Origin of the sequence: Staphylococcus casei, assembly GCF_030294405.1 — a bacterium.
In the GTDB taxonomy this organism is placed as follows: Bacteria; Bacillota; Bacilli; order Staphylococcales; family Staphylococcaceae; genus Staphylococcus; species Staphylococcus succinus.
On sequence record NZ_CP125718.1, the window covers coordinates 1,695,903 to 1,718,537 of the forward strand.

Annotated in this window: 15 protein-coding genes and 1 pseudogene; 1 reads left to right on the forward strand and 15 read right to left on the reverse strand. The window is 33.0% G+C overall.

Translation table 11 applies throughout. From position 1 onward, the window contains the following. Positions 1–113: 113 nt before the first annotated feature. The 7 genes and pseudogenes from QMO72_RS14165 to rbfA form a co-directional block, all read right to left on the reverse strand. Positions 114–998 (reverse strand): annotated as a pseudogene (locus QMO72_RS14165) (cell division protein FtsK); the annotation flags it as partial. A gap of 309 nt (positions 999–1,307) precedes the next feature. Then, positions 1,308–2,981, reverse strand: coding sequence for a ribonuclease J2 (rnjB, locus tag QMO72_RS08240; protein ID WP_069824226.1), 1,674 nt, complete (start codon positions 2,979–2,981; stop codon positions 1,308–1,310). Positions 2,982–3,357: 376 nt separating this feature from the next. Further along, entirely contained in the window at positions 3,358–5,457 is a 2,100-nt protein-coding gene (gene pnp, locus QMO72_RS08245; RefSeq protein WP_103266946.1) for a polyribonucleotide nucleotidyltransferase, read from the reverse strand. Positions 5,458–5,609: 152 nt separating this feature from the next. After that, positions 5,610–5,879: a 30S ribosomal protein S15 gene (gene rpsO, locus QMO72_RS08250; protein WP_046836268.1), complete on the reverse strand. Its 270-nt coding sequence runs from the start codon at positions 5,877–5,879 to the stop codon at positions 5,610–5,612. Positions 5,880–5,982: 103 nt separating this feature from the next. Further along, complete coding sequence (locus tag QMO72_RS08255; protein ID WP_103266948.1) at positions 5,983–6,954, reverse strand: bifunctional riboflavin kinase/FAD synthetase; 972 nt, start codon at positions 6,952–6,954, stop codon at positions 5,983–5,985. A 13-nt stretch (positions 6,955–6,967) separates the two neighbouring features. Continuing rightward, entirely contained in the window at positions 6,968–7,885 is a 918-nt protein-coding gene (gene truB / locus QMO72_RS08260) for a tRNA pseudouridine(55) synthase TruB (protein ID WP_103266950.1), read from the reverse strand. Between the two features lie 131 nt (positions 7,886–8,016). Further along, entirely contained in the window at positions 8,017–8,361 is a 345-nt protein-coding gene (rbfA, locus tag QMO72_RS08265) for a 30S ribosome-binding factor RbfA (protein ID WP_046836265.1), read from the reverse strand. A 441-nt stretch (positions 8,362–8,802) separates the two neighbouring features. Between rbfA and QMO72_RS08270 the strand changes: the two genes are divergently transcribed. Beyond that, positions 8,803–9,675 (forward strand): HTH domain-containing protein, encoded by an 873-nt coding sequence (locus tag QMO72_RS08270; RefSeq protein WP_103266951.1) that lies wholly within the window; start codon positions 8,803–8,805, stop codon positions 9,673–9,675. A 95-nt stretch (positions 9,676–9,770) separates the two neighbouring features. On the opposite strand, the gene QMO72_RS08275 is transcribed toward QMO72_RS08270, so the two are convergent. The 8 genes from QMO72_RS08275 to QMO72_RS08310 form a co-directional block, all read right to left on the reverse strand. Then, complete coding sequence (locus QMO72_RS08275) at positions 9,771–10,763, reverse strand: hypothetical protein (RefSeq protein ID WP_286093170.1); 993 nt, start codon at positions 10,761–10,763, stop codon at positions 9,771–9,773. A gap of 919 nt (positions 10,764–11,682) precedes the next feature. After that, positions 11,683–13,806: a translation initiation factor IF-2 gene (infB, locus tag QMO72_RS08280; RefSeq protein ID WP_103266786.1), complete on the reverse strand. Its 2,124-nt coding sequence runs from the start codon at positions 13,804–13,806 to the stop codon at positions 11,683–11,685. 4 nt (positions 13,807–13,810) lie between these two features. Next, positions 13,811–14,128 (reverse strand): L7Ae/L30e/S12e/Gadd45 family ribosomal protein, encoded by a 318-nt coding sequence (locus QMO72_RS08285; protein WP_046836261.1) that lies wholly within the window; start codon positions 14,126–14,128, stop codon positions 13,811–13,813. Beyond that, entirely contained in the window at positions 14,125–14,409 is a 285-nt protein-coding gene (rnpM, locus tag QMO72_RS08290) for an RNase P modulator RnpM (RefSeq protein WP_046836260.1), read from the reverse strand. The genes QMO72_RS08285 and rnpM overlap by 4 nt, the downstream gene beginning before the upstream one ends. A 17-nt stretch (positions 14,410–14,426) precedes the next feature. Beyond that, on the reverse strand, positions 14,427–15,623 hold the full coding sequence (gene nusA, locus QMO72_RS08295) for a transcription termination factor NusA (RefSeq protein ID WP_103266787.1): 1,197 nt from the start codon (positions 15,621–15,623) through the stop codon (positions 14,427–14,429). Positions 15,624–15,643: 20 nt separating this feature from the next. After that, positions 15,644–16,111 carry a ribosome maturation factor RimP gene (gene rimP, locus QMO72_RS08300; protein ID WP_046836258.1) on the reverse strand — a complete coding sequence of 156 codons (468 nt, stop codon included), beginning with the start codon at positions 16,109–16,111 and terminating at the stop codon, positions 15,644–15,646. A 233-nt stretch (positions 16,112–16,344) separates the two neighbouring features. Further along, the gene (locus QMO72_RS08305; protein ID WP_103266788.1) at positions 16,345–20,661 is read right to left on the reverse strand and encodes a PolC-type DNA polymerase III; all 4,317 of its coding nucleotides are present in this window, start codon (positions 20,659–20,661) and stop codon (positions 16,345–16,347) included. 272 nt (positions 20,662–20,933) lie between these two features. Continuing rightward, on the reverse strand, positions 20,934–22,634 hold the full coding sequence (locus tag QMO72_RS08310) for a proline--tRNA ligase (RefSeq protein ID WP_103266789.1): 1,701 nt from the start codon (positions 22,632–22,634) through the stop codon (positions 20,934–20,936). Position 22,635 lies beyond the last annotated feature (1 nt).

A 22,635-nucleotide genomic window follows, 5' to 3' on the forward strand; every position in this document is an offset into this window, starting at 1 on the left:
ACTTCACCGTTATTATTTTTTTCTTCTTCCTGGGCATCAACGAATTCATCTAAGGCGGCCTGTGATTCATTAGCATTTTGTCGTGATGTCATTTGACTATTTTCTTCATTTTGATCGAACAGTCTTTTGGAACGTTTACCTTTTTGTGAACGTTTAAGCTGAGTAGTATCGTCTTCGTTATCACTATGTCCATAAATTGGAATCGATGACTGTTGTTCACTATCTATATTTGAGACTTCTGGTAAACTACTTACATCTTTAGGACTATCTTGTGTTGTTGCTTGAGATGCTTGTAAGTCTTTTTCAGCTTTTTTCTCAGCCTTTACACGTGCCTTTGCTTCTTGTTTAATTTTGCTATGTTTCCTTTTCTCCTTCAAATTCTCCGAAGCATCTTTACTTTTCGCTTTCATACTTTCAAATAGTACCTTGGAAACATCGCGATGTTTTTGCTTAAGTAGTAGTATGATACTTGAAGCAATTAATAACATGGTTATGATAATAATACCTACAATTGAAATTAACGGGATAAATAAAGTCAATAAATAATGTCCTATTAAACCTCCACCAAAATTTGGAAAATGAGAATGTTCATATGATTTATAAACAAATGATAAAACAGGCTCTCTTTGTGCTTGTGCTTTATTTGTAAAATAAAATACGATCTGCGTTACAAATAATAAGGCAAATTGTAGTGTGATTGCGCCTATTGTACGTCTAGACTTAGGTAGCGCTTTATAATATGTAATAAATACTGTTCCAATTGCTACTAGGATATACGTTAAATAACGACTCATACCAAAAAGATAATTAAAGAAACTATCAATCATTTTTCCTATAATGCCCAGTTGAAATGCACCTAATACGATTAATACAAATATAATAATGGCTAATATATATCTTAACGGACTGTCACTTTGTTTCTTTTTTTGATTACTTGTTTTCTTTCTTGTATTTGTTGTTTTTCTTTTGGTTGCTGTTCTCTTTTTCGCCTGTGCCAACTTTCACACCTTCTTTTCAACTCTGATTTCTTTTTTATACTTAGAATTTGTCATTTAAATTTCTATGTAAATATTTCTTTTTTACTCTTCACTAAAAAATACATTTTCTCATATATAAGTAATATGGTATAAATAAAGTTTTATTACATTTATTATAATAACATAAAAGAGGCAAAGACTATGATCGCTTGGAGTGAATTTAAAGGTTGCATACTTGTCATATTTAAGCTATAACAATCAACTGCAATCTACATTTAAATATGTTTACTTAAGCGCTTGTCTTAACCTCTTTGTTTAGTAAGGATTTTATTAAATTTCAGAAATGACTGGAATTATCATCGGACGACGTTTCGTATTCTCAAATAGTAGTTTACTAATTTGATCACGCATACTTTGTTTGATTTCAGACCATTCAATTCGTTTTTCTTGTAATCCTAATTCTACTATTTCACGTACTTTTTCTTCAGCTTCGTTTAACAATGCTTCGCTTTCTCTTACATAAACGAATCCTCGCGATTGTATTTCAGGACCTGCTGCAATACGTCTATTTTTGGGATCAAGTGTTACGACAGCAATGAAGATACCATCTTCAGCAAGTAAATGACGATCTCTCAATACGATATTACCTACATCACCTACACCGATACCATCTATAAGTACATTACCAGAATTCACTTTTTCATTTAAAATCATTTCTTCACCATTGAAGTTAACGACATCGCCTTTTTCTACGAGGAATATTTTCTCAGGTTGAACCCCTGCTTCATTCGCTAGTTTCGCATGGGCAATTTGCATTTTGAATTCACCATTTACCGGAATGAAATATTCTGGTTTCATGATATTAATCATCATCTTCAATTCTTCCATACAACCATGACTTGAAGTGTGAATCTTTTTACTGTTAGGTATAATCTCTGCACCAGCACGTACTAATTCATTTAGCGTATTACCCACAATCACTTCCATATTTGCAGAAGCAGTGATTGCTAAAAATACAGAATCACCTGGCTCAATATTCATAATCTTGTGTTTCTTTTGTGCCATTTGATGTAATGCTTCTACCGGTTCACCTTGCATACCTGTCGCAATGATAATAACTTCGTTTTTAGGATAATTTTCAACTTCATTAATTGGTATTAATAAATCTTTAGGTATATCAAAATACCCCATTTTTCTAGCAATATTAAATGAACTTTCTAAAGAACGGCCTAAGAAAGAAACTTTTCTATTTAATTTACTAGCTAGATTTAATACTTGTTGAATACGAATGAAATTTGAAGCATAACAAGATACAATCAATCTGCCTTTCACTTTGGTAAATGCATCTCTCATATGTGATTCAATGACATTCTCAGGCGTGTTGTACCCTGGCTTTTCAGCTTCAGTTGAATCACTGATTAATGCGAACACACCATCTTGACCAATTTCGGTCATTTTTTTCAAATCCGGTGCGTAGTGACCACGAAGACTTTGATCAAATTTAAACTCACCCGTATATACAATCGCACCATAAGATGTATGGATACAAACACCTAAACTATCAGGTATGCTATGGGTAGTATTGAAAAATGTTACATTAACTCCTTTAAAACGCATCACTGATTCATTATTCACAGTGTAGTATCTAACTTTTTTGTTTACATTACGTGCTTTCATATTTTCTTTAACTAAGCCTATTGTTAATTTGGAACCATACACAGGCGCATCAACTTGTTCTAACACATATGTAACAGCACCAATTGCATGTTCATGTCCATGTGTTAAAAAGATTCCTTTTAACTTTTCTTTATTCTCAATGACATATTGAATGTCAGGGATAACGATATCTACGCCAAGCATTTCATCTTCAGGAAACATCAATCCTGCATCTAACATAAACATTTCATCGTCTACTTCGACGATATACATATTTTTCGCAATTTCTCCGACGCCGCCAAGAGGAATAATACGAATATCTTTATTCTTTTTCTTAATTAAACTCAAAATGTTACCTCCTATTTAAATTACCCGTCCATATATAAACTCATAGTTTATTATAAGTTAAAATAGGCTTTATGTACACTATTAAAGTAATAACTATAAATAGTTCAGGGATGTAATCCATACATAAACTTTTGTTTTAAAACATTATATATTTTATTTATATTGTTTGATTTCTATGTATATGTTCTTTCAATAATTTATTATGCAATAACTTCAAAAAGACATTTTTGTTTACATATCATAAATTTTTAATACAAAAAAAGAAACTAGTGCTTATGATTTAGAAATTTCTAACGATAGAATGAATCATATTCTATCGTAATGAAGTTTCTAATCATTTACCAGTTTCTACTATAATTTAATGTTTTCAATCAAGTTATTCTGAAAGTAATGCTTTATGTGACGCATTTACGCGACCTTGCTTATCTATTTCAGTTACTTTTATTTTAAATGTGTCTCCCACTTTCAACACATCTTCAACTTTTTCAATACGTTCGTTGGCAATTTGTGAAATATGAACAAGTGCGTCTTTACCTGGGAATAATTCAACAAATGCACCATATTTTTCAATACGTTTAACTTTGCCTTCATATACTTGTCCTACTTCTGCTTCACGAGTGATATCTTCAATAATACTACGTGCTTTAGCTATAGCATCTTTATCGACCGCACCAATAACAATCGTGCCATCTTGTTCAATATCAAGTTTAACTCCAGTTTGATCGATGATTTCATTAATCTTCTTACCGCCTGGACCAATGACATCTCTAATTTTTTCTGGCTTAATTGACATCGTAACAACTTTCGGTGCAAACATACTTAGCTCATTACGTGGTAGATCAATTGTTTGTAACATGTGATCTAATATTGCTAAACGTCCTTCACGTGCTTGTTCTAACGCCTCTTGAATAATCTCTTTTGTCAGACCATCAATCTTGATATCCATTTGTATCGCAGTAATACCTTCAGCAGTACCTGCAACTTTGAAATCCATGTCGCCTAGCGCATCTTCCATACCTTGAATATCCGTTAAGATAGTATAGCTATCATCACGTGTTACCAATCCCATTGCAATACCAGCTACAGGTGCTTTAATCGGTACACCCGCATCCATAAGTGCAAGTGTTGAACCACATATAGAAGCCTGTGAAGACGAACCATTAGATTCTAATACCTCACTTACAATTCTCACTGTATATGGGAAATCTTTTGTATCAGGGATAACATGACTTAACGCACGTTCACCAAGTGCACCATGTCCAATTTCACGACGTCCTGGGGAACGTACGGGACCAGTTTCACCAACTGAGTAGTTAGGGAAGTTGTAGTGGTGCATGAAGCGTTTCTGTTCTTCTTCCCCTAGTCCATCAAGGATTTGATACTCACTTAATGATCCTAATGTCAACACTGAGAGTGCTTGCGTTTGGCCTCTAGTAAACAAACCAGAACCATGCGTTCTTGGTAACACGCCAACTTCTGATTCTAACGGACGAATTTCATCTGTTTTACGACCATCTGGTCTAATCTTTTCTTCGGCAATTAATCTTCTTACTTCTTCTTTAACTAAGTCGTTTAAAATAGCGTAAACATCTTTAATCAATGCTGCATTATCTTCGTCTGTTTCATCAACAAATGCTGATGCTACTTTTTCTTTTAATGCCTCAAGGTTAATATCGCGTTGTTGCTTATCAAATGTTAATACTGTTTCTTTTAAACCATTGTCTTGTGTTAATTGTTTCACTTTTTCTACGAGTGCTGCGTCTTTTTCAACTGGAACAAATTCCTTTTTAACTGGTTGAATATGATCCACAATTTCTTGTTGGAATTCGACCAAACGTTGAATTTCATTATGACCAAAGAAGATAGCTTCAAGCATTTCAGTTTCAGTAATTTCACTGGCACCAGCTTCCACCATGTTCACTGCATCTTTATGACCAGCTACTTCAAGATCTAAACGTGAAATTTCTTTTTGTGCCACTGTAGGATTAATAACGTATTCTCCATCGATATACCCCACATTCACTCCAGCAATAGGACCTTGGAACGGGATATCTGAAACACTTAGTGCCATTGATGAACCAATCATTGCAGCCATTTCTGGCGAACAGTCTGGGTCTGCACTTAATACTGTATTCATGATTTGCACATCGTATTTGTAACCTTTAGGGAATAGCGGACGAATCGGTCTATCGATAAGACGCGCCGTTAACGTTGCTTCATCACTTGGTCGACCTTCACGTTTTTTAAATCCTCCAGGAATTTTACCTGCAGCATACATTTTTTCTTCATAATTTACCATTAATGGGAAAAAGTCACCATCACGTGGTTCCTTTGAAGCAACAGCTGTAGATAAGACTACTGTGTCACCATAACGAACTAAAACAGCACCGTTAGCTTGTTTAGCAAGCTGTCCTGTTTCAATCGTTAATGATCTATTTGCCCATTCAGTTTTAAAAACTTTTTTCTCTTGAGACATTACGAATCTCCTCTCATATATCTATTAGTTCTATCATATCATTTCTAAGAAATTTTTTATATTAGTATTTACTTTTTAAAATACGCTTTATAAATTATTAAAAAAGGGAAAGGACCCTTAAGGTTCTTTCCCTATCAATATACGTCAAAAGATTAACGACGGATACCTAATGATTTAATTAATTCACGGTAACGTTGAATATCTTTGTTACGTAAATAGTTAAGTAAGTGTCTACGACGACCCACCATTTTTAATAAGCCACGACGTGAGTGGTGGTCTTTTTTGTGAGTACGTAAGTGTTCGTTTAATGTAGTGATTTCCGCTGTTAACACTGCAATTTGTACTTCTGGTGAACCAGTATCTGCTTCGTGTGTGCGGTATTCTTTAATTAGTTCATTTTTGCGTTCTTGTGAAATTGCCATTGTCAATTTCCTCCTTTAAATTTGATGCGCCTTTATCCGAGCAAACCGTCGGAGACTCGAACTGCCAAGGTAAAGGTGCTTAAATGTGTAATACACATTCGACTTAAATATTATATGATATTTCATCACCAAAATCAACCGCTAATAAATATTTAGCCTTTTCTTTATCCTTATTCATCTGTTCTACCAAAGGATCAATACCGTCAAATTTAATTTCAGGACGTAAATAATGATGCCAATAAACTGTAACACGTTCTCCATATATATTTTCATTAAAATCAAAAAGGTTTACTTCAATGACTACTTGCGCTTTTGAAGGATCGTGAAATGTTGGCTTAACGCCTACATTAGCAACGCCACGGTAAACCTTATCATCTGGACCCATTTCCATACTGACAGCATACACACCATTTTTAGGTAGTACGTAATCATCACTAGGTTGTACATTAGCTGTTGGGAAGCCTATCGTGCGCCCTCTCTTTTCACCTTGAACAACTGTACCTTTAATACGAAAACGATACCCTAACTCTTCATTAGCCTTTTGTAGGTTACCCGTCTTAAGTGCTCTTCTAATTTCAGTAGTAGATATCTTTTCTGATTCAATTTCTTGCTTACTTACCGTTGTAGTATTAAATTCATCCATTTCATTCAAAATCATCATATTTCCTTTACCGTATTTACCAAAAGTAAAATCAAATCCAGCAATTACTTCTTTAACATGATTTTTAATTATATATTCTTGAATAAATTCTTCTGCATCTACACCAGCAAACTTGGAAGAAAAATTGATAACAATACAATAATCAATACCGTATGATTCTAATATTTCCACTTTGTCCTGTATCGGGGTTAAATAATCTGTACGTTTTAGTTCAGGATTTAATACAACTGATGGATGTGGGTCAAAGGTCATAACCGCTTTTTTTAAATTTGCTGCTTTAGCTTTTTCGTCTAAAGTTTCAAATACTTTTGCATGACCTTTGTGCATACCATCAAAAAATCCAAAAGCCATAGCAACGTTTTCTGTAATATATTGATCTTCTTGAATTGGATGAGCTACTTCAATCACTTTCATGCGTATTTCTCCTTTAGTTAAATACCTTTTTAGGTTTAATTTCATCTATCTTGTCTGGATGAGGTTCATAAATTGCTAACACTTTTTCATGCTCAGCATCTACCATGACAACTTGAGTTAGAATTGCAGCATTAAACTCACTTTTATAAAACTTTTGTCCATTCAAAATCTTCGCTTTTATCGTCTTATCAGTTATCATTATTTGCGGTAAACCTTTCAATCCATATTCTATCGGAAATAATTTTTCTTGTAACGCTTCATGCTCATGTAATTCTGCAATATCACTTAAACTATAACTGTGATTCAAATCAAATCCACCACTTTGTGTTCTTGTGAGTTTAGACATGTGTGCAGGTAAATTTAAAGCTTTTCCAATATCTGTTGCCAGTGTTCGAATATAAGTTCCTTTTCCACATTCTACTGTTATATCAAAATGACACATATTATTTTCAAAATGAAGATCAGAAATACGCTTGATATTTATAATGTTCACTTGTCGTTCTGGTCGCTCCACTGTTTCATTATTTCTTGCATATTCATACAACTTTCTTCCATTAACTTTAACTGATGAATACATTGGGGGAATTTGAGTGATTACACCTTCAAATTGTTTTAAAACTTCATCAATTGCTTCATGAGATACCTCACTATCAGAAATAGCTTTTTGCTCTAAGGTATCACCGGTTTGGTCTTCTGTTGTAGTACTTATACCAAGTGTTACAGTTGCTTCGTAAGATTTACCCATTTCCATAATATAGTCACTAACCTTTGTAGCAGCGCCTATACAGATAGGAAGCACACCTGAAACTTCTGGATCTAAGGTTCCAGTATGTCCAACTTTTTTAGTTTTTAAAATTTTTCTTAATTTAAATACTACATCATGACTCGTTAAACCACGCTCTTTATATACAGGTAAAATACCGTTATACATCCTTTTACGCCACCTTCAAACTCTCTTTTTATACTTAAACTTCATCTTAACACGACTTACGCACCTTGAGTTATGTAAAAAAAACTGAAACAGAAAATCTAGTTAGATTTTGTTCCAGCTTAATCATTATATTAATCTTTCTTATGCAAGTCTTGGATCATTCTTTCTATTTTGTTACCGTAGTCGATAGACTCATCATACTCAAAATTCAAATCAGGTACGATACGCAATCTCATTCTAGAACCAAGTTCAGACTTAATAAAACCTTTAGCTTTTTCTAAACCTTTAAAAGTATCTTCTTTTTGTTTTTTATTTCCTAATACTGTTAAGAATACCGTTGCGATAGATAAGTCATTCGTTAATTGAACATCTGTAATTGTTAAAAATCCAATTCTAGGATCTTTCACCTTATTATTAGCGATATCCATAATCTCTTGTTTCATCTGCTCGCCAACACGCTCTGCTCTCATATTCATTGTTTTCACCTCACATTATTTTTTGTCCGAGTTAAGCTTCCTTACTAAAAGATTATATGATAGTTTATTTCACAACGTCAAACAAATTTTACCAAAGTTGGTCACTATAAAAGAGATTCGCATATTCCACTTTAAATTGACCGGAATATATCTCTCTTTAAATTTTTATTACACTTAGGCAAAATTTTAATTCCTATCTGTTGTATAATAAAATGATTTTTCATTAAAACGTTATATTTTAAATTTTATATTGCCTAACCGTTAGTTTTTTATGCTTAACTGTTATTAAGTTATTTTAATCATTATGCGCAACAATAAACCACAAGATTATAAAATAAATATTAAAAAGTGTTACGCATTTCAATACTTATAATGATATACTATAACACTAATAAGCTATTATTATCTTTTATTTTTCACAAATTTTAGGAGCGTGTATAATTGGAAAAACCAGAACGTCTTTTATATATTTACACTCGTTTTTTAAATGGAAAAACTTTAAATAAAGAAAAACTTGCACAGGACTTAAAAGTAAACGTGCGTACAATACAAAGGGATTTAAGTGATATTAATCATTTTATATATGAAGACCACGAGTGGCAAGGACTCGAAGGTAGAATTATTTATGATTACGATTCGGAACACCATCGTTTAAAAGTAGATAGATATAAATTTAGAAACAATAGGTTACTTAATTTATTATTTAGAATGAAAAGTTTCACACCAGTCATCCATGAAGATACCTATAACCTCATCAGAGGTCTCAATGCAAACTCTAACCTTGCCGAAAAATTATTATCTAATAAGTTATTAAGTCAATTTAAAATATATCGTGAAACTAGCAATTCGACATTTATTTTTCGAATTCAATTAGCTATCGAAAATCAAAATTTCATCTCATTACAAATTAGCCCAAAACAGCGTATAAAAGTCATCCCTATCTACACAAGATATTTTAATCATCAATATTGGTTTAGTTACTTATATCAAAATCAGGCTCATAGTATGAAAGTTTCATCAATATTAGATTTAGATCAAATAGAAGAAATGTTCGATCAAGATATATTTTTAAAAACAAAAAGTGCAACTTTATTAGTAAGTGATGAACTTTGGGCTGAGTTTTATGAACAATTTATAATTATTCATAAAGAACAGAAACATAATGGCATACTTGTAGATGTCATAGTTTCAAAAGAAGAATGTCTGCAGATTGCTTACGATTATCCACAAGATATAATTTTACTAAAACCTCAAACATATGTTGATGATTTTAAAACAAAGATAAGAAATTTGTTTGATAATTATAATATATAACTTATTTTAACCTCAATAAAATAAGTGAAAGCTTACAGTCATACCCAACACATAGGTATGACTGTAAGCACTTCACTTAAATGTTTCTGTTCTAATTATTGATAAACCTCATTTTTTTGTATCAAACACATTTTCTCATAAAAATCAGAATTTCCATTTTCTCGTTCTTCTTTCTTTTGCTTATTCCATTTATAAAATTCTTTTTTAGATAATTCTTCTTTTTTGCATAATCGATATTTATATTCTTTGTAACTTAGTACATTACCTAAAGTAATATGTCTGTTTTGTTTTGAAGCGAGGACAAATAAATTATCTTTCAAACACTGACATAAATCATCATTCGTATAGTTTCTTAATATAGAAATAAACAATTCTTCTTCACTCACAATATAGATACGCTTTTTATCATCATTTAATATTTTCAGCAGTAAGTCAAATGTCTGACGCTGAGATGGTAAATTATGATTAAATGTTAAAAAGTCTTTAGGTATCCCTGCCGTATGACCAGTCTGATAAGGGAAGAAATTTAATACCATAACTCTGTTAGGATCAATATTAAATCGTTTTAATGTTGATGAGTTGCTATATAAATACTTCATAAACCATCGATGTTTATCAATATACGGTAAAAATAGTTTTTCTTTATTAAATGTTAATCTCCCCTGTATATCTAAGAATATTCTTCTACGATATTCTATAGCTACCGATTCGGGTAGGTCCACACCATAGGTTTTAAAATCATTTTCTGGTTGTTTTTTTAATAGCACGATATCAGCTAAATCCGGGTTACCGAAATATGGTCGAGCAATTGCTGGATTAATATCTTTTTGTTCCATCATCACAACTTGTCTGTTTTTATTGATTGTTATTTTACCATTTGCAAAATCTATCATTTTTTTAAATCTTGGAATTTGGTCAAACGCATCACCAAAATGTTCTTTTAAGTATGCTAAATCTTGCGGGTGTAAAAAAGCAGTGGTGTCATTACTTTTCACAATCTTTTCCAGCGTCTCTTCATCATAGATAGTGTTATATTGACTAAAATATTCTCGCCAAAATTCATTTATATCTTTTAAATATTCATTCATCAGGTATAACCTCCTATTTCTCCATTGTATATAAACACATAGACAGCTAGTGTCAATTGTATAAAGAGACGCAATTTTACTATAATCTTTTTATTTAGTTTCTAACTATCAAAAGGACAAAGTCATCATAAAAATAAGCTGTAACATATACCAAGTTCAATCTTCATTTGATCCATTTTACATAAAATAGTTGAATTGTAGTATGCGTAATCATATAGAAGCATGTTTCATTTGCTCATACTTATGAACTAAGTATGTTATAAGTTAGCTTATTTGATAATTTGAAGTACATTAATTAAAAAAAGCTACTACATTGCTTTTAGGAACAGACATAAAATGTCAACAATCCCATTAATTGTTAGACTAACTCAAATAGGAATACATAAGACTGCTTATTTCAAAGTAGGTAAAATATTTTTTATCATTGCTTTCAATGGTTGCTAATTCATTAGATAAAATGAGCAAAAACACACGTAGATATACTGAATGACTGGCAAAATCCCGCTAAGTTCTAAGTGGAAATTTCACTAAAGGTAAACCATGCTTATCAATATGATTCTCTTAATTAGATTGAAATAATTTAGCGCTAGATTAAGAAAATATATTTTAATTTAAATGCATTTTTAACCATAATAATTTTAAATCGAGGGATAAAATATTAAATAGGTAGCTAAAGTAAGCGATATATTATGAAGATGGATTTATCTTTGTAATCCAATAAGTCCACTTACATTATATTTTATTTTTAATACTTTTAACATAACACACTATAACGAATAAATTAATACAAAAGCATTTTTTATTTCTAATTACTTTTTTATAATATCAAAATAATGCACTTTTAAAAAATCGAATAATTTTTGTATATAAAAAAACGTCTTCCCATTAAGGAAAGACGTTTATATATATATGTCATAATTTATCTTTTAATTTCAACCATTTCGAATGCTTCAATAATGTCGCCTTCTTTTAGGTCATTGTATTTTTCAATTGTAATACCACATTCATAACCTTGAGCTACTTCTTTAGCATCGTCTTTATAACGTTTTAATGTGTCTAATTCACCTTCAAATTGCACTATACCGTCTCTAATTACACGTACACCAGCATTTCTAGTGATTTTTCCATCAATAACGTAACTACCTGCTATTGTACCCACTTTAGAAACTTTGAAAGTTTGACGTACTTCAGCTTGTCCAATAACTTTTTCTTCGAATTCTGGATCAAGCATACCTTTCATCGCGGATTCTATTTCTTCAATTACATTGTAAATCACTCGATGTAATCTCATATCAACGCCTTCAGCTTCAGCTGCGCGTTTTGCACCCGTATCAGGACGTACGTTAAATCCAATAATAATACCATTCGATGCATTTGCTAATGTCACGTCTGATTCATTGATGGCACCAACTGCAGTATGAATAATACGTACATTTACACCTTCAACATCGATTTTCATAAGAGATGCTGCAAGTGCTTCTACTGAGCCTTGTACATCACCTTTGATAATCACGTTTAAATCTTTCATTTCACCTTGTTTCATTTGCTCAAACAAGTTATCTAAAGAAACACTCTTACTTTCTTGACGTTGTTGCAATACATTTGCATCATGACGCGCTTCCCCAATGCGTCTTGCTTGTTTCTCATCTTTGAAAACAACAAAACGATCACCGGCTTGAGGTACATCATTAATACCTGTAATTTCAACTGGCGTTGATGGGCCAGCAGATGTAATACGTTTACCTAAGTCATTTACCATCGCACGGATTCTACCATAAGTATTACCGACTACAAGTGCATCGCCTACGTTTAACGTACCATTTTGTACTAATAATGACGCAGATGGTCCACGTGATTTATCCAACTCAGCTTCAATAACTGTACCTACAGCATGTTTACTTGGGTTAGCTTTTAATTCTTGTACTTCTGAAGTCAGTACAATCATTTCTAATAAATCATCGATACCGTCTCCACTTAAAGCAGATAGTGGTACAAATATTGTATCACCGCCCCAATCTTCAGGAACTAAACCATATTCAGTTAACTCTTGCATAACACGGTCTGGGTTTGAAGTTGGTTTATCAACTTTATTGACAGCTACAATTGTAGGAACGTTTGCTTCTTTAGCGTGATTGATTGCTTCGATTGTTTGAGGCATCACACCGTCATCAGCTGCTACTACTAAAATTGTAATATCTGTTACTTGCGCCCCACGTGCACGCATTGTAGTGAATGCTGCATGGCCTGGTGTATCAAGGAAAGTAATTTTTTTACCATCATTGACAATTTGGTACGCACCAATATGTTGTGTAATACCGCCAGCTTCTCCAGCCGTTACTTGAGTATGACGAATTGAATCTAATAATGTTGTTTTACCATGGTCAACATGTCCCATAATTGTAACAACTGCTGGACGTTCTACAGTATTTTCATCTTCAGTTTCGTCTTCAAAATATACAGATAAATCTTGTTCATCTATAACGATTTCTTTTTCAAGTTCTACACCATATTCATCAACGATTAATTCTAATGATTCTTCATCTAATGATTGGTTAATATTAGCCATCACACCAAGTAAGAATAATTTTTTAATAATAGCTGATGAATCGACATTTAATTTGTCAGCAAGTTCACCTACTGTAATCCCTTCTTGATAAGTAATTTTTGAAGGCATTTCTTTTGGCTCTTCTTGTTTTGGTTGTTTATTATTTTTCTTATTATTTTTGTTATTCTTGTTGTTTTTACCATTTGAATTATTATTTTTGTTATTTTTATGATTGTTTGAGTTGTTATGATTTTGATTACCTTTATTGTTAGGTTTGTTATTTGTTGATTGTTGATTGTTTTGCGTCTTAGATTGTGATTGTTCTGCTTGTTTAGCTTGTTCTGGTTTGTAGATCTTATCTAGCGTTTTAATTTGATCATCTTCTAGTGCTTGCATGTGGCTAGATACTTCCACATTCATTTTTTTCAACTCATCAATAATAACTTTACTCTTAATACTTAATTCTTTGGCATATTCGTAAATTCTTTTTTTACTCATATAGTCACTCCTTACGATATTCATCTATCATTGACAATAACTTTTTAGCAAAGCCTTGATCAGTGATTCCAATGTTTACACGTTCTGCTTTACCTAAAGCTTGCCCTAATTCAGCTCTTGTTCCAAATATACGTAATGATATATGGTAGCTCTCACATTTGTTCTGTATCACTTTAATTGTGTTATCAGAAGCATCTGTAGCAATAATTACAAGCTTTAATTTGTTTTTCTTTAAGTCATTTAATATAACTGACTCACCTGTCTTAATTTTTCCAGCGCGCATGGCTAAACCTAAAAAATTCATGATTTGTTCTTGTGTCATTTAGGAATCTCTTCACGATAAATAAGACGTATAATTTCTTTATAAACAGGCTCTAATGTTTCAGCATCAGCTTTAAAATATTTCTCTAACATACCTTTTTGCTGTGCCTTTTCAACTAATTTAACGTCTTTTGAAACATACGCTCCGCGGCCTTGTTGTTTACCAGTTGCATCAGCAAAAATTTCGCCATCTTTGTTAATAACAACTCGTATCATGTCATTCTTTGGATACATTTCATTTGAAAGTATACACTTACGCATTGGAATTTTTTTCTTTTTCATCAAACGCTCACTCCAATTTATTTTTCAGTGTTTTCCTCATCATCAGTAATTACTTCAGTTTCTGGTACTTCAGTGATTTGTTCTTCCAATTCAACATTATCTTCTTCAATAACATTATTTGTTTGATTTTCAGTATCTTCAGTCACATTTGTTTCTTCAACTGGATAAACACCAGCTTCTCTAGCATCTGATTCTGATTTAATATCTATCTTCCATCCAGTTAACTTAGCAGCTAATCGTGCATTTTGACCACGTTTACCAATAGCTAAAGATAATTGATAATCAGGTACAACAACTATTGTTGATTGATTTTCTTCATCAACAATTACTTGTAATACTTGTGATGGGCTCAAAGCATTTTTTACGAATATTTTTGGATCTTCATTCCATTGAACGATGTCAATTTTTTCTCCACCAAGTTCTTCAACAACTGCTTCAACACGAGCGCCTTTAGAACCAACACAAGCGCCTACTGCATCAATATCAGGATTATCTGAATGAACACTAATCTTAGAACGATCTCCAGCTTCACGTGCTACTGATTTAACAAGCACTGTACCGTCAAAAATTTCTGGCACTTCTTGTTCAAATAAACGTTTCAATAATCCTGGATGGCTTCTTGAAACATAAATTTGCGGACCTTTTGTTGTTTGTTCAACTTTATTCACATAAACTCTGATTCTTTCATTCGGAATATAGCTTTCATTAGGACTTCTTTCCGCTTCTGACAATACCGCTTCTGTACGTCCTAAATTCACATATACATAGCGATGATCTACTCTATCAATTAATCCTGTTACGATGTCATCTTCTTTGTCAATAAATTCATCATATAAGATTTCACGTTCTGCATCACGCAAACGTTGCATAACAGCTTGTTTAGCTGCTTGAGCTCCTACACGACCGAAATCTTTTGGTGTTACATCTTCTTCATATATATCACCAATTTCATATGCTGGATTTCTTACTAATGCTGTACTCAAGTCTATTTCATCTCTGTCATCAAACACTTCTTCAACAACATCTTTACGAGCTATAACTTTAAAAGTACCTTCATCCATGTTTAATTCGACACGCACATTTCTTGCACTGTCATAGTTCTTTTTATAAGCAGTAATTAATGCTGCTTCAATAGCATCGATTAACACTGCTCTAGGAATCTTCTTCTCTTTTTCTAAATATTCAGTAGCTAATATCAGTTCATTACTTGACACGGTTCATCCTCCTAATCACGTTAAATCATTACAGCATGACGCGCTTTAGCGATTTTACTTCTTGGAATTTCAACTTGCTTTGTTTTTGACTTTTCTTTGACTTCTAAAACTATATTTTCATCATCAACAGACTGTAAAACACCTAACCATTCTTTAGCGCCATCTATAGGTGCATATAAAGACACAAATATAGGTTTCGTTACTGCATTATGAAAATCTTTATCTTTTTTAATAGGTCTTTCAGCACCAGGTGACGCAACGTCCAAGTAATACATTTCTTGAATAGGATCTTCTGCGTCCATTACTTCACTGATCTTTTCAGAAGCAAGCGCACAATCGTTTAAATCGACGCCGCCTTCTTTATCGATAGATACTCTTAAAAAATGGTCTTTTCCTTCTTTTGTAAACTCAACTTCTACTAATTCAAAATCTAAGTCGTCAAGGACAGGTTGAATAATTGCTTCAACTTGCTCAGTTATTTTACTCATGCTGACCTCCTTTTTTGGCAAATAGAAAAGAGCGGGTAATATGCCCACTCTTTCTGCCTGAGTCTAATTTTTTAAGCACTATTATTATAGCATATGTTCATTTTCTATACAAATAACTATATTTCTTAAAGCCTTTTATAGCAACTAGAGTTATTCATGCTTAACAATCTTAAACGTAACTTTTCTGCAAATACATAAAAGTTTAAAAATACTTTGACCTCTTAACACTACTTTTACATATCAAAAATTGATAATTGTGCTTTATCTGGCAAATTAGGTAAAGAACCTAATTCATCAAGATATTCTATTACTTTTTGAGATAAACCTGCTTTTTTATTTAAATCTTCTTTAGATAAAAACGGTCCTTCTTCTCTAGCTTCAACTATTCTTTGTGCTACATTTTCCCCTAATCCTGGAACAGATATAAATGGTGGAATAAGTGTGTCACCTTCTATTATAAACTCAAAGGCTTTACTTTTTTCTAAACTAATTGGTTGCATACGGTATCCACGTTGAGCCATTTCATTCATAATTTCTAACACAGTTAATGTATCTTTTTCTTTTTTAGCAAGATCCATATAACGTGAATACATATCATTTACAGCGTTACGAATACTATCTTTGTCTTTAATCATTGTAATTAAATCAAAATCTGATGCACGTACTGTAAAATAACTAGCATAGTAATAAAGTGGATAATGTACTTTGAAATAAGCAATACGTACGGCCATTAATACATAGGCAGCCGCATGGGCTTTAGGGAACATGTATTTAATTTTTCTACAAGAATCTAAATACCAATCAGGCACTTCATTATCTACCATGGCCTCAACCATATCATCTGTTAATCCTTTACCTTTACGCACAAATTCCATCGTCTTAAATGCCAAAGAAGGTTCTAATCCGTTATACATTAAATAAACCATAATATCATCACGACAACAAATTACACTTGCTAAATCGCAAGTACCAGAACGTATCAGATCTTGCGCATTACCAAGCCATACGTCTGTACCATGAGAAAGACCAGAAATTCTAACAAGTTCTGAGAATGTCGTTGGTTTTGTATCTTCTAACATCTGTCTAACGAAACCTGTACCAAATTCAGGTACCCCAAACGTCCCTGTTTTACATAAAATGGCTTCTTGTGTAACACCTAATGGATCAGGTGAACTGAAGATACCCATCGTTTCTTTATCATCTACTGGAATTGTTTTCGGATCAATACCCGATAAATCCTGTAACATACGAATCATTGTAGGGTCATCATGTCCTAATATATCGAGTTTTAAGACATTATCGTGGATAGAATGGAAATCAAAGTGTGTCGTTTTCCATGCTGATGATTGATCATCTGCAGGGAATTGAACTGGAGTAAAATCATATATATCCATGTAATCTGGCACTACGATAATCCCACCCGGATGTTGTCCAGTCGTACGTTTAACGCCTGTACAGCCTTTTACTAATCGGTCTACTTCTGCTCCACGTTTGTGAATACCTTGATCATTTAAATAACCTTTAACATATCCAAATGCAGTCTTTTCTGCTACTGTACCAATTGTACCGGCACGGAATACATAATCTTCACCAAATAGTTCTTTGGTATAATTATGTGCTTTAGGCTGATATTCACCACTAAAGTTCAAGTCAATATCTGGTACTTTGTCCCCTTTAAAACCTAAGAAAGTTTCAAATGGAATGTCTTGTCCTTCTTTAATCAAGTCACACTCACATGTTTCACATTTCTTATCAGGCAAATCAAAACCAGACCCTACCGAACCATCATTAAAGAATTCACTTTTCTTACATTTTGGGCAAATATAATGTGGCGGTAATGGATTAACTTCTGTAATTTCAGTCATTGTTGCTACAAAGCTAGATCCAACTGAACCACGTGAACCTACAAGATAACCATCATCTAATGATTTTTTTACAAGTCTTTGTGAAATTAAATAAATAACTGAGAACCCATTACCTATGATACTTTCCAACTCTTTTTCAAGGCGATCAATAACAATTTGTGGCAAATCATCACCGTACAATGCTCTAGCATTCGAATAACTCAAATCTCGAATTTCGTCATTTGCCCCTTCCATTCTTGGTGTATAAAGTTCATCTTTAATTGGGACGACACGTTCAATTCGATCAGCTAACTCGTTGGTATTTTTCACTACGATTTCATATGCTTTTTCTTCACCTAAGAAATGTAATTCGTCTAACATTTCATCTGTGGTTCTGAAATGTGCTTCTGGCAATGTTGAACGGTTTAAAGGATTACCTGGCTGTGCCGCAATTAAAATTTTACGAGCGATTGAATCATGCTCATATAAATAATGTGCATTACCTGTCGCAATGACTGGAATATTATTAACTTCACCAGCTCTTAATAATCGATTATAAATTTCATGTAATGTTTCATTATCACGTACAAGTTCTCTATCAATTAAATCTTGGTAGAGCGCCGGAGGTTGTACTTCTATAAAATCATAATATTTAGCTATTCTTTCTACTTGTGACTGGTCCTTTTGCATCACAGCCGTAAATACTTCACCCTCATCACACGCTGATCCAACCAAAATACCTTCCCTATGTTCATCTAACAATGAACGAGGGATTCTTGGTGTTCGATAATAATATTCTACGAGTGAAGCACTTACGATTTTGAATAGATTCTTTAGACCTGTTTGGTTTTGCACAATCAATGTAACGTGATTAGGTCGTGCGCGTTTATAAGCATCTTCGTTAGACAACGACTTATTAATATCTTGATGATTTTCTACACCGAGCGCTTCTAACTGCTTAAGCATCTTAATAAACATATATGCTGTGGCCTCAGTATCATAAATCGCTCTATGATGTTGTGTCAGTTCAACGCCATACTTTTTAGCCAAAAAGTTCAATCCATGTTTACCATATTCTGTATTAATTGTTCGTGAGAGTTCCAGTGTATCGATAACGCCATTAGTTGAAGCGCCAATACCTACATGCTCATATCCTGTGTCAATGAAGCCCATATCAAACGAAGCGTTATGTGCAACAAAAATGGCATCGCCTACCCACGTTTTAAAATCCGTGAGTACTTCTTCAATTTCGGGAGCATCTACTAACATATCGTCAGTGATATGCGTTAAATTGATAATTGTTTCTGATAAACGCTCATGTGGATTACTAAAACGTTCAAATTTATCAATAATTTCTCCATCTTTTACTTTTACAGCAGCAAGTTCAATAATTTTATCGTATTGATTTGATAAACCTGTTGTTTCAACGTCAAATACTACGTAAGTTGCAGACTTAAGATCTCTGTCCATCGGTTTATAAGCAATTGGAACGCCATCATCGACTAACATGCCCTCCATCCCATAAATCATTTTGATACCATTTTTTTCAGCAGCACTATGTGCATCTGGGAATGCTTGGACGACATTATGGTCAGTCACCGCTATCGCTTTATGCCCCCATTTAGCCGCTTGATCTACGTATGCTGAAATGTTCGGTATGCCATCCATTTGACTCATTGATGTATGCAAATGAAATTCCACTCTTTTTTCTTCAGCTTTATCTTGTTTGGTAGATTTTTTTATTTCTTCTATGTCAGACATCATCATGACTAAATCTCGTACAAACGTATCTTCTTCTATACGTCCTTGAGCACGGACCCATTTACCAACACTTAATGCTTTAAAATGATCTAAATCATCTTTATTTTTACGTGTAAACATTTTCAATACCAGGGAATCTGTATAGTCAGTCACTTTTAATTCCACTATATGTCGACCACTCTTAAGCTCTTTTAAATTGATATCAAAAATAACACCTTCAACCGCAACTTTAAACTCTTCTTCAATAATAGATTCAATTGGTTTTACACTTTCAACTTGAATTGGTTTACCAATCTGACATTTTGTTACTGAGCTTTCGTTATTATCTTGTTGTTTCGCTTTTTCAGCTTTCATTTTTTCTAATTTTTCTGTTGCTTCACGTGCACTTTTTTCATCTTCTTCTTGTATATGTGCTTCTAACGATGCTAAATCGTCACCTGTGCTCACACTATCAGTCTCAAACACAACTCTATTAAAATCAAATCCACACTTTTGGAATGCTTTTATTAAGCTACCATTGCATGCTTTGTCAAAGTGATCTCGTTCAATATCATTTTGACACATGACTTTTAAGACATCACCCGACATAATTAGACGTTTTTGTTTTAATTGCCCTTTGACTTTTGGTGATAATTGGGTTTGGTCTATGCAATAGCTAAAGTATTTCAAAGCATATTCATCTTGGTTCATTTTATTTTTTATCGTAAAATTACAATCAACTTTTGCAATCAACTTAAATTCTTCAGTAACTGCGCTTGTAAATAGCAAATAATCTTCTATAGATAAGAAGTGTGGAAATGTAATTTGGAAGACCCATGAACGGTCTGTTGCCTTTACATCCACACGTGTTAATTCACTTTGTTCAAGAAACGTTGCATCTAATTGATTCGCTATTTTAATCTGGTCAGCTAGAATTTTAAACTTTTCCTGATTTGTCATTGCCATGACGATAACCACCTTACTCTTAATTACACTGATTTACTTGTATTTGATTACTTACATTAAATGACGGTGTATGTATTATTATTACATTCTCTATATTATAACTGAATATGGATGAAATTCTAATAGTTAAACTTTATCCTTGTTCATCCTTTTGATTTGAATAACAAATGCACCATTGTAGCGACTACAATGATGCATTAATTTAACTTGTAAGATTCAACCACTATTTTTCTTTCTTAATTATAACAAATTGTTGCAAATCTTGCTGCAGCTTATATACTTGTGAACAATTGATTGACATGGTTAATTAAGTTATCGACATGCACATCATCGCTCTCACCTGTATCACGTCGTTTCACTTCTACGATACCTTCTGCTGCATTTTTACCTACCATTACACGTATCGGCAAGCCAATTAAATCTGCATCATTAAACTTCACGCCAGCACGTTCTTTTCTATCATCATATAACACATCATAGTTTTCTTTCAACTGTGCATATAATTGATCCCCTAATTCGCGTTGATCATCTTTTTTAGGATTAATTGTGATTAAATGTAAATCAAATGGTGTAACTGATTTAGGCCATATAATTCCATTTTCATCATTATTTTGTTCTACAATTGCACTCAACGTTCTTGAGACACCTATTCCATAACAACCCATTAATAATGGTTGTGCTTTACCTTGGTTGTTTAAAAATGTAGCATTCATCGATTCTGAATATTTTGTCCCAAGTTTAAATACTTGGCCAACTTCAATACCTTCTGCAAAATGAGCTACACCTGAACCATCAGATAGCGGCTCGCCCTCTAAGATGAATCTGAAATCTCCGTATTCAGTTACAACGAAATCTCTACCTACATTCGCATTTAAAAAGTGATAACCATCTTCATTTGCGCCTACAACAATATTATTCAAATCCTTAATAAAGTTATCTGCATAGATTTTCACTTCTTTATCAAATATCGGACCTAATGAACCAGGTTTAGCACCTAATAGATTCACAATTTCATCTTCTGTTGCAAATTCAATATTATCAGTTTTGAAATACGCTTTTAATTTAATGTCATTAATTTCATGATGTCCACGGACCAATACCATAATAAATTCGCCTTCAACTTTGAATATCATTGATTTAGTAATTTCATCTAATGGTTTTTCTAAGAAATCTGCAAGTGCTTTTGCTGTCTGTATATGAGGTGTTTCTATTTTAGTTAATGGTTTTATTTCATCATGTTTTTCATTTGGATAATAAACAACTTCTGCTTTTTCAATGTTAGCAGCATAATCGCTTTCTTCACTATAAACAATCGTGTCTTCTCCTATTTCACTTAAAGCCATAAACTCATGTGTATGGCTTCCACCAATAGCTCCTGAGTCTGCTAAGACAGGTCTAGCATTGATGCCTACACGTTTGAATATACGATCATATGCACCATACATGTCTTCATAAGTTGCATCTAATGAATCTTCATCAGCATGGAAAGAATATGCATCTTTCATGATAAATTCTCTACCACGTAATAATCCAAAACGAGGTCGTTTTTCATCTCTAAATTTTGATTGAATCTGGAACAATGTTAAAGGTAATTGTTTGTATGATTTCAATTCATCACGAACAATTGAAGTGACTACCTCTTCATGCGTTGGTCCAAGTGCAAACTCACGTCCATGTCTATCTTTCAAGCGCATTAATTCTGGTCCATAAGCATCCCAACGACCAGATTCTTCCCACAATTCTGATTGTTGTAATGCAGGCATTAATATTTCAACCGCATCAATGCTTTCCATTTCTTCTCTAATAATCTCTTCGATATTATTTAATACTCTTGCTGCCAATGGTAAATAACTATAAATACCACTCGTACTTTGTTTTATTAGTCCTGCTTTTAATAGTAAGCGATGACTCAATGCTTCAGCGCCTGCTGGCACCTCTTTCATTGTAGGTATAAATACTTTTGACTGTTTCATT